Origin of the sequence: Phaeacidiphilus oryzae TH49 (genome assembly GCF_000744815.1) — a bacterium.
Classification (GTDB): domain Bacteria; phylum Actinomycetota; class Actinomycetes; order Streptomycetales; family Streptomycetaceae; genus Phaeacidiphilus; species Phaeacidiphilus oryzae.
Genome location: NZ_JQMQ01000004.1, coordinates 283,408 through 297,424, shown reverse-complemented (window position 1 = coordinate 297,424; position 14,017 = coordinate 283,408). Strand labels below are relative to the sequence as shown.

Here is a 14,017-nt window from a genome sequence, read left to right as displayed (position 1 = left end):
GCCAGCCGGGAACACGGGGCGCCCGGCTTCGACGGGCCCGGCCCTCCATGCCCAATCTCCCCGCTGCCCCTGCTCCGGCACAGGGCCTATCGGACCCCCGTTCCGGGGCGGGGCGGCCCCTGCTGCCGGGCCCCCGCGCGGGCCCAGCATGGCGACAGCGCAAGCAGAGACCCGCAGGAGGACCGACCCATGACCGCATTCCTGACCGTGCGAGACGTGATGACCACGGAGGTCGTCACGGTGTTCCGCGGCACCACCTTCAAGCAGGCGGTGACGCTGCTCGCCGGCCGCCGGATCAGCGCCGCCCCGGTGCTGGACGGCGAGGGCCGGGTGATCGGCGTGGTCTCGACGGCCGACCTGGTGCCCAAGGAGGCGTACCAGGGCCGGCCCCCGAAGCTGCGGCGGCTGATGCTCCATCCGGAGGCGCTGGCCGAGATCGAGAAGTCGGCGGGCAGCACGGTCGGCGAGCTGATGACCGCACCCGCGGTCACCGTCGGCCCGGAGGCCTCGCTCAGCGAGGCGGCCCGGCTGATGCTCCGTCACCACGTCAAGCGGCTGCCGGTGGTGGCCAGGTCCGGGCGGCCGATCGGGATCGTCAGCCGCAGCGACCTGCTGACCGCCTTCCTGCGCTCGGACGAGGACATCGCCGCCGCGATCGAGGCCGAGCTGGCCGAGCACCTGCCGGTGCTGCGGGAGGGCGAGATCGAGGTCAGCGTCGAGCAGGGGATGGCCGTCCTGGACGGGCGCGCGCCGGACGCCGCCACGGCGGCCATCGCCACCCGGCTGGCCCGCGGGGTGGACGGGGTGGTCTCGGTCGTCGACCACCTCTCCGCCCCGGACCGGCCGGGGGCGCCGCAACCGCCGCAGGTCGGCCCGCAGTTCTGAAGCTCCCTCCGGAAGCCGGAGGGTCCGGAGGTTGGAGCGGAACCGGCGGAGGCCGGGCCCCGGTCGTCGGGGCCCGGCCTCCGGCCGTTCTGCGGCGGTCACCCGCGGGCGAGCACCCGGCCGGCGCCCGCCGCCTCGGCGTGGTCCGCCTGGACGAGCAGCGCGCGGGCGAGCCGGCGGGCCTCACCGGGGGTGAGGCCGGCCCGCAGCACTCCGCCGTGCTCGTCGAGTGCCAGGACCACGTCGAGGAGCACTCCCCCGGGGATGCCGCCCTCGGGGTCGCCGGGGACGTGCCCGACGCCGAGCTCGCGGCCGGCCCGGGTGCGCATCCGCTCCGGCGCCGCGCTGAGCACGGCGGAGAGCGGGGTGGGCGCGGGCGCCGGCGCCGGTGCCTGCCGTGGCACCAGCGGCCGCGGCCGCGGCCGAATCGTTCGGGCGGTCCCCGGCATCCGGGGTCACCTCCTCCTGCTTCGAACGGATCGCTCCCGGTTCAGTCCAGGTGCTCGACCTTGATCGTGCGGGCGGCCTCCTTCGGCTTCACCGGCATCGGCACGGTGAGGGTGAGGATGCCCGCCCGGTACTCGGCCTTGACGCCCTTCTCGGGGATCTGCGCGGGAAGCCTGAGCACCCGCTGGAAGGAGCCGTAGCGGAACTCGGAGCGGCCCTTCTCGGTGCGGCTGTCGGTGTGGGTGGCCCGTATCGCCAGCAGGTCGCCGTCCACCGTGATCTCTATGTCGTGCTGCGGGTCCAGCCCGGGGAGCTCGGCGCGGACCACGAAGGCGCCCGCCTTCTCGTCCTCGTCGACCTCGATCGGGATGGCGTGCGCCTCGGCGCCGCCGCCCGTCACCGGCAGGGTCGGGAAGCCGGGGAACCCGGTCTCCAGCCACTGCATCAGGTCGGGGAAGAGCGTCCGGTGGCGCGGGATCAGCGAATCGGCCATGGCTCTCGCTCCTTGTCCTTCTTCTCGGTTCCACTGGGGTCGGGCCGGCGCGGGGCGCCGGTCCTGGCGCCGGTACTGGCGCCGATCCTGCGGGCGTCCGCCGGGCGGAAGGTGCCCAGCAGCTCGCCGTCCGGTCCGGTGACGTACAGCAGCGCCAGCCCGTGCCTGGCCGCCACCCGGGCGGCGACCGGGACCGCGGTCCCGGGCCGGACGGTGACGGCGGGGCGGGTCATGACGGCGCCGACGGGCTGCCCGGGGGCGGCCAGCGCCTGGGACAGCACCTCGACGACGTGGGCCGTGCCGAGCACCCGCCCGCGCCCGTCCACCACCGGGACGTGCTGCAGCCGGTGCTGGATCATGATCCGCAGGACCGCCGCCGTGGTGGTGCTCTCCAGCACCGGGTGGGCGTCCGGGCGCATCACCTCGCGCACCCGCGGCACCTCCGGCGGGACGGCGTCCCGCCACTCCCCCCGGTCGGCCCCCACTCGGTGTCCATCGCTGCCCCCCTCCGGGGGTGGCCCGCTGCCGGTCCTCGGGCTCAGTGCCAGCTTGGCCAGCGCACCCGGCCCGGGGCAGGGGCCGGGGGGCACCTCGCGGGTCCGACCGGCCCATGGCCGCCGGCCGGGTGGTCTGCGCACGGTGGCTGGAGGGGGAACCGCGGAGCACGGCAGGGCGCCCCAGAGCGCCCCAGAGCGCACGCGGAGCACCGCACAGCGCCACGAGGAGGTCGATGGTCATGCGTTCGGCACCGGTGGTCGCCGGCTTCGACGGGTCTCCGGAGAGCCTCGCGGCCGCCGAACGGGCGGCCCGCGAGGCCCTGGAGCGCGGCACTCCGCTGCGCCTCCTCCACGCCCGGCCGCTGCTGCCCCATCTGCTGCCGGCCTCCGCCTTCCGCCGGGAGGAGGGGGAGCGGGGCCGAGGCCTCCACGAGGTGGTGAGCGAGCTCGTCCGCCGGCACCGCGGCCTGGAGGTGAGCGGCGTGGAGGTGGTGGACACCGCCGGCAGCGCGCTGGTGGCGGCCAGCGAGGAGGCGGAGCTGGTGGTCGTCGGCAGCTCCGTGCGGGCCTCCGCGCCGCCGGGACTGCTGCCCGGACGGGTCGGCCTCCACACCGTCGCCCGTGCCTACAGCCCCGTCCTGCTGGTCCGGCCGCTTCCGCCGGCTCCCGCCCTGCTGAAGGACGACGGGGCCGGGCCGCCGGTGCCGGAGATCGTGGTCGGCGTGGACTCCCGCGCCCCCGCCGAGGCGGCACTGGAGTACGCCTTCGCGGCGGCCGCCCGCCGGCAGGGGACGCTGCGCGCGGTGGACGCCCGGCCGGCCTCGGCGGACCCGGAGGACGATCCGCTGGCCGGGCCGCTGGCGCTGCTCCGCAAGCGCTATCCGGAGGTGCGGGTGGTCAAGGAGGTGCGCTCGGACCGTCCGGGGCGGGCGCTGGTCGCCGCCGCCACCCGGGCCGGCCTGCTGGTCGTCGGCCGCCGGGCGGCGCCCTGCTCCCCGTCCGAGCTCGGCCCGGTGGTCCGCGCCGTCCTGCGCTACTCCCGCACGACGGTGGCCGTGGTCCCGGAGCCGGCCCCGCTGCCCGTCCGGGTGCCCGGCCCCTGGCAGCCTCTGAGCCGACCCTCGTCCGGCGCGGCCTGACCCTCCGGCGCGCCTGACCGGTGGCCCGGCCCGATCCGCGGGCCGGACGGCGGTTCAGCGGCGGCGGGTCCAGGTCGGCTCGACGCGGGACCACTCGCGGGCCCAGGCGTCCGCGGCGCGGCGATCGATGCGGAGGCCGGCCAGGGCCGCCCCGCCCAGCACCGCGGAGCCGGTGATCGCGAAGGTCACGAAGCCGGTCAGCGTCCCGTCGGCGACCACGGTGGAGGCGCTGGTGGGGGCCGGTACGGCGACGCCCCGCCGGTCGGTCCAGACGGTCAGCCGGCTGCCCGCGGCGGTGCCGGAGGGCACCGTGATCCGCCCGGAGTGCCGGCGTCCGTCGGGGCCGGTCCAGACCCCGTACGCCGTCGTGGTGTTCTGGCTCCCGGCATTGCCCCCGTCGGAGATCTCGGTACCGGAGTTGTGCCCGGCACTGCTCACCGAGGTGACAAGCGCGGTGGTGCGCTGCCGCTGAGCCACCTGGCGGTCCGCCAGCCCCTGCTCCAGACGGGAGCCGATCAGCCCGGCGAGCACCCCCGCGGCCACCGCGCCGCACAGCAGTACGGCGGTCAGCAGCGCCAGCGCGCTGCGCCTGCGGTCGAAGGTGCGCAGCAGCGGGTTGTGCTCGGCGCCGGCGAACCGGCGCAGGGTCCGCACGGGACCGGGGCGGGAGCGCGGCATCCGCGGCGAGGACCGGCCGCGGCCCTTGCGGCCGGGCAGGCGGAGCCCGGGGCGGCGCGGCTGGGCGCCGCTCCGGTGGTGGGCACCCCGGTGGTGGGCGCTCCGACGGGACTGGCGGTTCCGGTCTCTGGGGCGATCGGCGGCTTCAGGCATGATGGTGGTGCCTCCCTTCCCGGTCCCATGCTGGACATGGCCACCCGGTCCGATGAGGTGCCGTGCGGGGTCCCGCGGCGGGCCGAAGGGCCCTGATGGGGCCGCTCCTGACTGGCCGTGCGAAACCGGCTAGCGTGTGTCGGGACGAATGTCAGCTGCGTGTGGATCCTGTGGGGGATTCTCGATGGGAAGCGAAGGCGAAGTACCGCTGGCACCGTCCGGCGGACCGTCACAGCTCCGTCTGGACGAGCTTCTGATGGAGCTCCAGGACCGGCTGACGATGGTGCGGGAGACCCGCGACCGGGTGCACACCCTGCTGGAGGCGGTGCTCGGGATCGGTCGCGACCTCGAACTCGGCGAGGTGCTGCGGCATATCGTCGAGGCCGCGGTCAGCCTGGTGGACGCCGAGTACGGGGCGCTCGGGGTGATCGGCGAGGACGGCAAGCGGCTGGCCCAGTTCCTCACCGTCGGGGTGAGCGAGGCCGAGATCGAGCGGATCGGCCCGCTCCCCACCGGCCACGGCCTCCTCGGCGAGCTGATCCGCAACCCGCAGCCGCTGCGGATACCGGAGATCGCCCAGCACCCGGCCTCCTACGGCTTCCCGGCCAACCACCCCCCGATGAAGACCTTCCTCGGCGTCCCGATCCGGGTCCGCGACCAGGTCTTCGGCAACCTCTACCTCACCGACAAGCACGGCGGCGCCGAGTTCGACGCGGAGGACGAGGCGGTGGTCTCCACCCTGGCCGTGGCCGCGGGCATCGCGGTGGACAACGCCCGCCTCTACGCGGCGGCCCGGCTGCGCGAGCGCTGGCTGCGGGCCGGCGCGGAGGTCACCGCGGCCCTCCTCTCCGGGCGGGACGAGGCAGAGGTGCTCACCATGATCCTGGAACGCGGCCGGGTGATCACCTCCGCCGATCTCGCCGTGGTCGCACTGCGGCTTCCGGACGGCGACGAGTTGACCGTCGCCGGAGCCCAGGGCGTCCAGGCCGACACCCACCGCGGGCTGGTACTGCCCTTCGAGGGATCGCTCAGCGGCGCCGCGATCCGCGCCCGCCGGGCGATCATCAGCGGCGATCTGATGAACGACGAGCGGATCACGGCCGGCCCGCCCCGATTCGAGGGGCTGGGCCCGGGGGTGGCGGTGCCGCTCGGCAGCCGGGGGGCGGAGGAGGAGGACGAGCCGCGCGGGGTGCTGCTGCTGGCCCGCCGCCGGGGCGGCGCGGAGTTCACGGCCGAGGAGGTGGAGCCGCTGGTCGGCTACGCCGGCCAGGCCGCGCTGGCGCTCGAACTGGCCGAGCGGCGCCGCGAGGGCGAGCAGATCACGCTGCTGGAGGAGCGCGACCGGATCGCCCGGGACCTCCACGACCTCGCGATCCAGCGGATCTTCGCCTCCGGGATGACCCTCCAGGGGATGGCCCGGCTGGTCGGCAACCCGGGCGCCTCGGAGCGCCTCCAGCAGGTCATCGACGATCTGGACGAGACCGTGCGGATCATCCGCACCACCATCTTCGGGCTGCGCGCCCACGAGGCCACCGGCCGCCGGCCGGGCCTGCGCACCCGGGCCGTGCAGACCGTCGAGCGGATGGTCCCGGCGCTGGGGTTCACCCCGGCGCTGCGTCTGGAGGGGCTGCTGGACAGCGAGGTGCCCGCGGAGATCGCGGAGGAGGCGCTGGCGGCGCTGGGCGAGGCGCTGACCAACATCGCGCGGCACGCCCGGGCCTCCGGCGCCCAGGTGGCGCTCACCGCCGGCGGGGAGCAGCTGCGGCTGACCGTCACCGACAACGGGATCGGCCTGGGCGACCAGGCCCGCCGCAGCGGCCTGCGCAACCTCACCGACCGCGCGGAGCACCTCGGCGGCCGGCTCGACCTCACCGCGGGACAGAACGGCGAGGGCACCCGGCTGGACTGGCGGGTTCCGCTCGACGGCAAGGGCTGAGGCCGGGTGGGCCACCCGGCCCACGAGCGGTCCGGTAGGCCCATGGCGGGGGTTGGGGCACTCGCGCAGGGTGGGAGGCGGACGCGTCCCCGCCGCGCCCGCAGAGCGCTCCCGACAAGGACGTTGAGGAACCGCCATGCCCTGGCCCACCGTTCGCAAGAGCACCCCGCGCGTGCCGCCCAACCTCGCCGACTACGAGGCCGCCCGGTCCACCTTCAGCTGGCGCGAGGCGCGCGCCCGGCTGGCCGGGCTGCCCGAGGGCCGCGGCCTGAACATCGCCCACGAGGCCGCGGACCGCCAGGTCGCCGCCGGGCACGGCGACCGCGTGGCCCTCCGCTTCGTCCCGGCCGGCGAGGCGACCCTCCCCACCGTGGATCTGACGTACGCCCAACTCACCGCGCTGAGCAGCCGGTTCGCCCATGTGCTGGCGGGCCTCGGGGTGGCCCGCGGCGAGCGGGTGGCCACGCTGCTGGGCCGCTGCCCCGAGCTGTACACGGCGGCGCTCGGCACCTGGAAGCGGGCGGCGGTGCTCTGCCCGCTCTTCTCCGCCTTCGGGCCGCGGCCCATCCTCGACCGGCTGCGACTCGGCGACGTGTCGGTCCTGGTCACCACGGCCGAGCTGCACCGGCGCCGGGTGGCCGCGCTGCGGTCGGAACTGCCCGCGCTGCGGCACGTCCTCCTCATCGACCCGCCGGCGGACGCGGATCCGGCCGGCGCGCCCCCGGACACCCTCGGGCTGCCCGCCCTGATGGCCGCCGCGCCGGACCGCCCCTACCCGATCCCGCCGACCGACCCGGAGGACATGGCGCTGCTCCACTTCACCAGCGGCACCACCGGCACCCCGAAGGCCGCCGTCCACGTCCACGCCGCCGTGGTGGCCCATCGCGAGACGGCGGCCAGCGCGCTGGACCTCCACCCCGGCGACGTGTACTGGTGCACCGCCGACCCCGGCTGGGTGACCGGCACCTCCTACGGGGTGATCGCCCCGCTGGCCCACGGCGTCACCAGCGTGGTGGACACCGGGGAGTTCGGTGCCCGCCGCTGGTACCGGATCCTGGCCGAGCAGCGGGTCAGCGTCTGGTACACCGCCCCCACGGCGCTGCGGATGCTGATGCGCACCCCGCCCGCGGTGGCCGACGAGTACGACCTCTCCGCGCTGCGGCACATCGCCTCGGTGGGCGAGCCACTCAACCCGGAGGTGGTGCTGTGGGCCGAGCGGACCCTCGGGGTGCCGGTCCACGACACCTGGTGGCAGACCGAGACCGGGGCGATCATGATCGGCAACCTGGCCTCGGCCGAGATCCGGCCGGGCTCGATGGGCCGGCCGCTGCCCGGGGTGGAGGCCACCGTCCTGCGGCGCGGGCGGGACGGCCGGGCCCGGGTGGACGACCACGGCAAGGTCACACCGGTCCATGTGCCGGGCGCGGAGGGCGAGTTGGCGCTGCGGGCCGGCCGGCCCGCCATCCCCTCGATGTTCCGCGGCTACCTCCACGACGACAAGCGGTACGCGGACTGCTTCGCCGACGGCTGGTACCTCACCGGCGACCTGGTGCGGCGGGACGCGGACGGCTGGTTCTGGTTCGTCGGCCGGGCCGACGACGTGATCAAGACCGCCGGGCACCTGATCGGGCCGTTCGAGGTGGAGAGCGTGCTGATGGAGCACCCGGCGGTGGCCGAGGCCGGAGTGATCGGCAAACCGGACCCGGTGGCCGGGAACATCGTCAAGGCCTTCGTCAGCCTGCGGGACGGGTTCACCCCCGGCCCCGAACTCACCCGCGACCTCACCGCGTTCGCCCGGGCACGGCTCGGCTCCACCGCGGCGCCGCGGGAGTTCGACTACGACCAGCACCTCCCCCACACCCGGAGCGGAAAGGTGATGCGCCGCCTCCTCCGCGCCCGCGAACTCGGCGCGCCGGAGGGCGACGTCTCCACCCTGGAGACCGCTCCCGAGACCGCCCCCGAGGCAGAGAGCACGATCCCATGACCCCGACCCGGAAGTCAGCCGGCTCCCCGCCGCCCCGGAAGGGGCGCGGGCGTACGGACCAGAGCCACGAGGCGAAGGCGTCCGCAGCGCAGCCCGGAGGCGGCGAGGCGGGCAAGCACCGGATGCTGCTGCTCCACGAGATGCTGCGGATCCGCCGGTTCGAGGAGCGCTGCGTGGAGCTCTACAGCGCGGCCGAGATCCGCGGGTTCGTCCACCTCTGCATCGGCGAGGAGGCCGTCGCGGTGGGCGTCGCCCAGGCGCTCACCGAGGACGACGCGATCGTCTCCACCTACCGCGACCACGGCCACGCCCTGGCCCGCGGCACCCCCGCCGAGTCGGTGATGGCCGAGATGTACGGCAGGGCCACCGGCTGCAGCCGGGGCCGGGGCGGCTCGATGCACCTCTTCGACACCTCCCGCCGCTTCTACGGGGGCAACGCCATCGTCGGCGGCGGCCTGCCGCTCGCGGCCGGCCTGGCCCTCGCCGACCGGATGACCGGCCGGCCGCGGGTGACCTGCTGCTTCTTCGGCGACGGTGCCGTGGCGGAGGGCGAGTTCCACGAGACGGCCAACCTGGCCGCGCTGTGGGAGCTGCCGCTCCTCCTCGTCTGCGAGAACAACCTCTACGCCATGGGCACCGCCCTGGACCGCGCCCAGGCCGAGACCGACCTCGCGCTGCGCGCCTCCGGCTACGGCATGGCCGCCTGGAGCGCCGACGGCATGGACGTCCTCGCCGTCGAGCACGCCGCCCGGATGGCGGCCGAGTCCATCCGGGCCGGCTCCGGCCCGCACTTCCTCGAACTCCGTACGTACCGCTTCCGGGCCCACTCGATGTACGACCCGGACCGCTACCGCAGCAAGGAGGAGATCGCCCGCTGGAAGGAGCGCGATCCGATCGACCTGCTGGCCGGCCGGCTGCGCGCCGACGGCCGACTGACCGACGAGGGCTGGACGGACCTCGAACGGGCCGTCGCCGCCGAGCTGGACGCGGCGGTGGCGGCCGCCCGGGAGGCGCCCGCGGAGCCGGTCGGCGACCTGCTGCGGTTCGTCACCACGCCGTCGAACGGAGCGGGGGAAGGGGCCTCCGGATGACCGTCGAGTGCACCTACCGCGAGGCCATGCGCGAGGCGATGCGCGAGGCGCTCCGCGCGGACGAGCGGGTCTTCCTGATGGGCGAGGACGTCGGCCGCTACGGCGGCTGCTTCGGCGTCAGCCTCGGGCTGCTGGAGGAGTTCGGCCCCGAGCGGATCCGGGACACCCCGCTCTCCGAGTCGGCCTTCGTCGGCGCGGGGATCGGCGCGGCGATCAACGGCCTGCGGCCGATCGTCGAGATCATGACGGTCAACTTCAGCCTTCTCGCGCTGGACCAGATCCTCAACAACGCGGCCACTCTCCAGCACATGTCCGGCGGCCAGATCCAGGTGCCGCTGGTGATCCGGATGACCACCGGAGCCGGCCGCCAGCTCGCGGCCCAGCACTCGCACAGCCTGGAGGGGTGGTACGCCCACATCCCCGGGCTGCGGGTGCTGGCGCCGGCGACGCTGCCCGACGCGCGGCACATGCTGGCCGCCGCGCTGGCCGACCCCGATCCGGTCATCGTCTTCGAGCACGGCTCGCTCTACAACACGGCCGGCGCCCTCGACCCGGGCTCGCCCGCCGACTCCGCCGCAGCCGACATCACCCACGCGGCCGTGCGCCGCCCCGGCACGGACGTCTCACTGGTCGCCTACGGCGGCTCGCTGCCCAAGGCACTGGAGGCGGCGGAGCGGCTGGCCGCCGACGGGATCTCGGCGGAGGTGCTGGACCTGCGCACTCTGCGCCCGCTGGACCAGCCGGCGCTGACCGCCACCGTCGGGCGCACCCACCGGGTGGTGGTGGTCGACGAGGGCTGGCGCAGCGTCGGACTCTCGGCGGAGGTGGCGGCGCGGATCGCGGAGTCCGCCTTCTACGAGCTGGACGCGCCGATCGAGCGGGTCTGCACGGCCGAGGTGCCGATCCCCTACGCCCGCGGTCTGGAGGAGGCCGCGCTTCCCCAGGCCGCGGACATCGTCGCGGCGGCGCGGCGGACGGTGGGCTGAGCGATGGCCGAGTTCCGCATGCCGGCGCTGGGCGCGGACATGACCGAGGGGATGGTCACCGAGTGGCTGGCCCGCCCCGGCGAGCGCGTCACCCGCGGCGACGTGATCGCGGTGGTCGACACCGACAAGTCCACCATCGAGGTCGAGTGCTTCACCACCGGCGTCCTCACCCGGATCCTCATCCCGGAGGGCACCCGCGTCCCCGTGGGCACGCCCCTGGCCCTGATCACCGAACCGGCCCCGGCGGACGCGGGGGCCCCGGCGCCTCCTTCGGAGACGCCCACGCCCCCGCCCGCCCCGGTCCCTCCGCAGGAACCGCCGGTCCCCCACCCGCCGTCGGGGGACGGGCAGCGGCGGTACTACTCACCGCTGGTGCGGCGGCTGGCCGAGCAGTACGGGGTCGACCTCTCCGCGCTGGGCGCGGACGGCTCTCCGGTGACCGCGCAGGACGTCGAACGCGCCGCCGGGGTCGGGGAGTTCACCTCAGAACGGGAGGGGCTTCCGCGCCCGCGGATCACGCCGTACGCCCGCCGGCTGGCCGCCGAGCTCGGGGTGCCGCCGGAGGCGGTCGCGCCCGCCGGTCCCGGGCTGCCGGTCCGGGCCACGGACGTCCGCCGCTCGGTCGGTGCCCGCCTGCGGCGGCCCCCGCCGAGCCCGCCCGGCCGCCCGCGGCCCCCAGGCGCCCGTCCCGCCCCGCCGCGCCGGGACCCCAGGCGCGCCGTGGCCGAGCTGATGACCCACTCCTGGCACCAGATCCCCCACTACCACCTCGCCACCACCGTCGACCTGGCCGGCGCACTGGACTGGCTGCACCGCCGCAACCGCGAACTGCCGGTGAGCCGGCGGATGCTGCCCGCAGCGCTGCTGCTCAAGGCCGCGGCGCGGGCCGCCCGCGAGGTGCCCGAGCTCAACGGGCACTGGATCGAGGACCGGTTCTCCCCCGCCCCGCGGGTGGACCTCGGGGTCATCGTCTCGCTGCGCGGCGGCGGCCTCCTGGCCCCCGTCATCCGGGACGCCGACCGGCTGCCCCTCGATCAGCTGATGGAGGCGCTGCGCGGGGTCGTGGAGCGGGCCCGGCGCGGCCGGCTGCGCGGCAGCGAGTCCGCCGGCGCCTCGATCACCGTGACCAACCTCGGCGACAACGGCGTGGAGACCGTCCTCGGCATCATCCATCCGCCCCAGGTCGCCCTGGTCGGCTTCGGCACCATCGGCGAACGGGCGCTCGCCGCGGACGGGCAGGTCTTCGCCCACCCCGCGGTGACCGCCTCGCTCGCCGCCGACCACCGCGCCAGCGACGGCGCCATCGGCGCCCGCTACCTGACCCGCCTCGCGGAACTGCTCCAGCATCCCGAGCAGCTCTGAGCACGGGGCGCCCGCTCCGGCGCGGAGACGACCGAGGCACAGCAGCACAGCGAGCGGCAGAGTGCCAACGCAGAGAGACAACGCAGAGAGACAACGCAGAGAGAGCGGCAGAGAGACAGGAGCCGGCCATGACCCGTGAAGAGGCAACCGCCGCCGTCCGGTCCGCGATCCTCCGGGTGGCCCCGGACGCGGACCTGGACTCCCTCGCCCCGGACGCCCCGTACCGCGAGGCCCTCGATCTGGACTCGCTGGACTTCCTCGGCATCGTCGAGCTCCTCTCCGAGCGGACCGGCGTCCGCCTGGACGAGGACGACTATCCGAAGCTGGCCACCGTGGACTCGGCGGCGACCCTGCTGGCCGAACGCCGCCCGGCGCACCGCGGCTGACCCGGATTCGCCCGCCGAGGCACCGGTGCCCCATAATCCGCGTGTGCACGAGCCCGAGACGCCCCACCCCCCACCGGCGAGGACCTCGTCCTCGCCCTGGAGTGCCTGGTCCGGTACGTCAGGGTGATCGCCACCGCCGGCGGCCTGAGCGCCCCGGCCTCCGCCGCGCTCAGCCGGCTGAGCCGCGAGGGCCCGCTGCGGATCACCGAGCTGGCCCGGGCCGAGCAGTCCACCCAGCCGGGGATGACCCAGCTGATCGCCCGCATGGAGCGGGACGGACTGGTCAGGCGCCGGGCCTGCCGGGCGGACGGCCGCGGCGTCGAGGTCGAGCCCACCGAGGCCGGCCTCGAGGTCTTCCACGCCCGGCGCGCCGAGCGGGTGGCCGAGCTCTACCGGCTGCTGGACCGCCTCGGCCCGGAGGAGCGCCGTGCGGTCGAGACGGCGCTCCCGGCCCTGTCCCGGGCGATCGACGGTTCGGTCAGGGGCGCCTGAGCCTGCCGCGCCCGCTGCGGCTAGGCGCCCGCGCCCGCCCCCGCGGGGACCTCGGCGGATGCGGCGGAGGAGGCGGAGGAGGCGGCAGGCGTCGCCAGCCCGAGGTGGTCGCGGAGGGTCGTGCCCTCGTACTCGGTGCGGAAGACCCCGCGCTCCTGGAGGATCGGGACCACGGTGTCCGCGAACTCGTCCAGACCGCCGGGGGTGATGTGCGGGACCAGGATGAACCCGTCGGCGGCGTCCGCCTGGACGAGCTCGTCGATGGCGTCGGCGACGGTCGCCGCCGAGCCGACGAAGGTCTGCCGCGCGGTCATCGCGATCACCAGCTCACGGATCGTCAGCTTCTCCGCCTCGGCCCGCTCCCGCCAGGCGCGGACGGTGGCCGCCCGGTCCCGGTGCGCCCGGTCGGCGGCGCGGCCCTGGGAGATGGCCGGCGCGCCCTCGGCCGGCTCGACCTCCGGCAGCGGACCGTCCGGGTCGTAGGCGGAGAGGTCGCGGTTCCACACCTGCTCCAGGAAGCGGATCGCGGTCTGCCCGCTGACCTGCTGCCGCCGGACCTCGCGGGCGATCTCCCCGGCCTCGGCGTCGGTGCCGCCCAGGACGAAGGTGGCCGCGGGGAGGATCAGCAGCTGGTCCGGGCGGCGGCCGTAGCGGGCCAGGCGCCGTTTGACGTCGGCGTAGAACGGGCGGCCGGTCTCCAGCGTGCCGTGCCGGCTGAAGATGGCGTCGGCCGAGGAGGCGGCGAACTCCCGGCCCTCCTCCGAGTCCCCGGCCTGGAAGATCACCGGCCGGCCCTGCGGGCTGCGCGGGACGTCGAACCGCCCGGCGATGTCGAACTGCTCGCCGCGGTGGACGAACGCGCCGGCCCGGGCGTCCCGCAGGAAGACGCCGGAGGCGGGGTCGGCGGCGATCTCGTCGCCGCGCCAGGAGTCGAAGAGCTCGTTGGCGGTGGCGAGGAACTCCTTGGCGCGGGAGTAGCGCTGGGACTCCGGGAGGAAGCCGCCGCGGCGGAAGTTCTCGCCGGTGAAGGCGTCCCAGGAGGTGACCACGTTCCAGGCGGCCCGGCCGGCCGAGAGGTGGTCGAGGCTGGCGAACTGCCGGGCCACCTCGTAGGGCTCGTTGAAGGTGGAGTTGATGGTTCCGGCCAGGCCGAGCCGGTCGGTGACGGCGGCCAGCGCGGCCAGGATGCCGAAGGTGTCCGGACGGCCGACCACGTCCAGGTCGTAGATCCGGCCGCCCTGTTCGCGCAGCCGCAGGCCCTCGGCGAGGAAGAGGAAGTCGAACCTGGCGCGCTCGGCGGCGCGGGCGAAGTGGGCGAAGGAGGCGAACTCGATATGGCTGCCGGCCCGCGGATCGCTCCAGACGGTGGTGTTGTTCACCCCTGGGAAGTGCGCCGCGAGATGGATCTGCTTGCGGGGCTTGCCGGTTCGGTCGGTCATGGCTGCTGGACTCCCCATCCGGAGGTCGGAGGTTCGTGGATCTGCTGAG

The 14,017-nt window shown here is 75.6% G+C and carries 14 protein-coding genes; 9 read left to right on the top strand and 5 right to left on the bottom strand.

The features are described 5' to 3' along the window. The first annotated feature begins 189 nt into the window (after positions 1 to 189). Positions 190 to 885 carry a CBS domain-containing protein gene (locus BS73_RS01565; RefSeq protein WP_037568657.1) on the top strand — a complete coding sequence of 232 codons (696 nt, stop codon included), beginning with the start codon at positions 190 to 192 and terminating at the stop codon, positions 883 to 885. A 98-nt stretch (positions 886 to 983) separates the two neighbouring features. Here the strand turns inward: BS73_RS01565 and BS73_RS01560 are convergent, their stop codons facing one another. The 3 genes from BS73_RS01560 to BS73_RS01550 are packed head-to-tail and all read right to left on the bottom strand — an operon-like array spanning position 984 to position 2,310. Beyond that, positions 984 to 1,334, bottom strand: coding sequence for a hypothetical protein (locus BS73_RS01560; protein WP_037568655.1), 351 nt, complete (start codon positions 1,332 to 1,334; stop codon positions 984 to 986). Positions 1,335 to 1,375: 41 nt separating this feature from the next. Beyond that, on the bottom strand, positions 1,376 to 1,825 hold the full coding sequence (locus tag BS73_RS01555; protein ID WP_037568653.1) for an Hsp20/alpha crystallin family protein: 450 nt from the start codon (positions 1,823 to 1,825) through the stop codon (positions 1,376 to 1,378). Then, positions 1,810 to 2,310, bottom strand: coding sequence for a CBS domain-containing protein (locus BS73_RS01550; RefSeq protein ID WP_037568652.1), 501 nt, complete (start codon positions 2,308 to 2,310; stop codon positions 1,810 to 1,812). Before BS73_RS01550 ends, BS73_RS01555 begins: the two co-directional genes overlap by 16 nt. Before the next feature lie 251 nt (positions 2,311 to 2,561). On the opposite strand from BS73_RS01550, the gene BS73_RS01545 reads away from it, so the two are divergent. Beyond that, positions 2,562 to 3,461, top strand: a complete 900-nt coding sequence (locus BS73_RS01545) for a universal stress protein (protein WP_161789619.1) — start codon at positions 2,562 to 2,564, stop codon at positions 3,459 to 3,461. Positions 3,462 to 3,515: 54 nt separating this feature from the next. On the opposite strand, the gene BS73_RS01540 is transcribed toward BS73_RS01545, so the two are convergent. After that, positions 3,516 to 4,292: an Rv1733c family protein gene (locus BS73_RS01540; protein ID WP_152617473.1), complete on the bottom strand. Its 777-nt coding sequence runs from the start codon at positions 4,290 to 4,292 to the stop codon at positions 3,516 to 3,518. A gap of 256 nt (positions 4,293 to 4,548) precedes the next feature. On the opposite strand from BS73_RS01540, the gene BS73_RS01535 reads away from it, so the two are divergent. The 7 genes from BS73_RS01535 (at position 4,549) to BS73_RS01505 (ending at position 12,529) form a co-directional block, all read left to right on the top strand. After that, positions 4,549 to 6,228 (top strand): sensor histidine kinase, encoded by a 1,680-nt coding sequence (locus tag BS73_RS01535; RefSeq protein WP_322987233.1) that lies wholly within the window; start codon positions 4,549 to 4,551, stop codon positions 6,226 to 6,228. A 136-nt stretch (positions 6,229 to 6,364) separates the two neighbouring features. After that, a complete protein-coding gene (gene acsA / locus BS73_RS01530; protein ID WP_037568646.1) occupies positions 6,365 to 8,212 on the top strand; it encodes an acetate--CoA ligase in 1,848 nt (615 codons plus the stop codon). Further along, the gene (gene pdhA, locus BS73_RS01525; protein ID WP_235215236.1) at positions 8,209 to 9,303 is read left to right on the top strand and encodes a pyruvate dehydrogenase (acetyl-transferring) E1 component subunit alpha; all 1,095 of its coding nucleotides are present in this window, start codon (positions 8,209 to 8,211) and stop codon (positions 9,301 to 9,303) included. Before acsA ends, pdhA begins: the two co-directional genes overlap by 4 nt. Then, positions 9,300 to 10,289, top strand: a complete 990-nt coding sequence (locus tag BS73_RS01520; RefSeq protein WP_037568644.1) for an alpha-ketoacid dehydrogenase subunit beta — start codon at positions 9,300 to 9,302, stop codon at positions 10,287 to 10,289. Before pdhA ends, BS73_RS01520 begins: the two co-directional genes overlap by 4 nt. Before the next feature lie 3 nt (positions 10,290 to 10,292). Next, complete coding sequence (locus BS73_RS01515) at positions 10,293 to 11,651, top strand: dihydrolipoamide acetyltransferase family protein (RefSeq protein WP_037568643.1); 1,359 nt, start codon at positions 10,293 to 10,295, stop codon at positions 11,649 to 11,651. A 128-nt stretch (positions 11,652 to 11,779) separates the two neighbouring features. After that, a complete protein-coding gene (locus BS73_RS01510) occupies positions 11,780 to 12,037 on the top strand; it encodes an acyl carrier protein (protein WP_037568641.1) in 258 nt (85 codons plus the stop codon). 123 nt (positions 12,038 to 12,160) lie between these two features. Next, entirely contained in the window at positions 12,161 to 12,529 is a 369-nt protein-coding gene (locus BS73_RS01505; protein ID WP_235215235.1) for a MarR family winged helix-turn-helix transcriptional regulator, read from the top strand. 20 nt (positions 12,530 to 12,549) lie between these two features. Here BS73_RS01505 and BS73_RS01500 read toward each other — a convergent pair whose 3' ends face one another. Next, positions 12,550 to 13,968, bottom strand: a complete 1,419-nt coding sequence (locus tag BS73_RS01500) for an NtaA/DmoA family FMN-dependent monooxygenase (RefSeq protein WP_037568640.1) — start codon at positions 13,966 to 13,968, stop codon at positions 12,550 to 12,552. Positions 13,969 to 14,017: the final 49 nt, after the last annotated feature.

Coding starts and splice junctions, on each gene's coding strand:
- BS73_RS01565 (WP_037568657.1), top strand. CDS start 190: ATGACCGCATTCCTGACCGTGCGAGACGTGATGACCACGGAGGTCGTC.
- BS73_RS01560 (WP_037568655.1), bottom strand. CDS start 1,334: ATGCCGGGGACCGCCCGAACGATTCGGCCGCGGCCGCGGCCGCTGGTG.
- BS73_RS01555 (WP_037568653.1), bottom strand. CDS start 1,825: ATGGCCGATTCGCTGATCCCGCGCCACCGGACGCTCTTCCCCGACCTG.
- BS73_RS01545 (WP_161789619.1), top strand. CDS start 2,562: ATGCGTTCGGCACCGGTGGTCGCCGGCTTCGACGGGTCTCCGGAGAGC.
- BS73_RS01540 (WP_152617473.1), bottom strand. CDS start 4,292: ATGCCTGAAGCCGCCGATCGCCCCAGAGACCGGAACCGCCAGTCCCGT.
- BS73_RS01535 (WP_322987233.1), top strand. CDS start 4,549: ATGGAGCTCCAGGACCGGCTGACGATGGTGCGGGAGACCCGCGACCGG.
- acsA (WP_037568646.1), top strand. CDS start 6,365: ATGCCCTGGCCCACCGTTCGCAAGAGCACCCCGCGCGTGCCGCCCAAC.
- pdhA (WP_235215236.1), top strand. CDS start 8,209: ATGACCCCGACCCGGAAGTCAGCCGGCTCCCCGCCGCCCCGGAAGGGG.
- BS73_RS01520 (WP_037568644.1), top strand. CDS start 9,300: ATGACCGTCGAGTGCACCTACCGCGAGGCCATGCGCGAGGCGATGCGC.
- BS73_RS01515 (WP_037568643.1), top strand. CDS start 10,293: ATGGCCGAGTTCCGCATGCCGGCGCTGGGCGCGGACATGACCGAGGGG.
- BS73_RS01510 (WP_037568641.1), top strand. CDS start 11,780: ATGACCCGTGAAGAGGCAACCGCCGCCGTCCGGTCCGCGATCCTCCGG.
- BS73_RS01500 (WP_037568640.1), bottom strand. CDS start 13,968: ATGACCGACCGAACCGGCAAGCCCCGCAAGCAGATCCATCTCGCGGCG.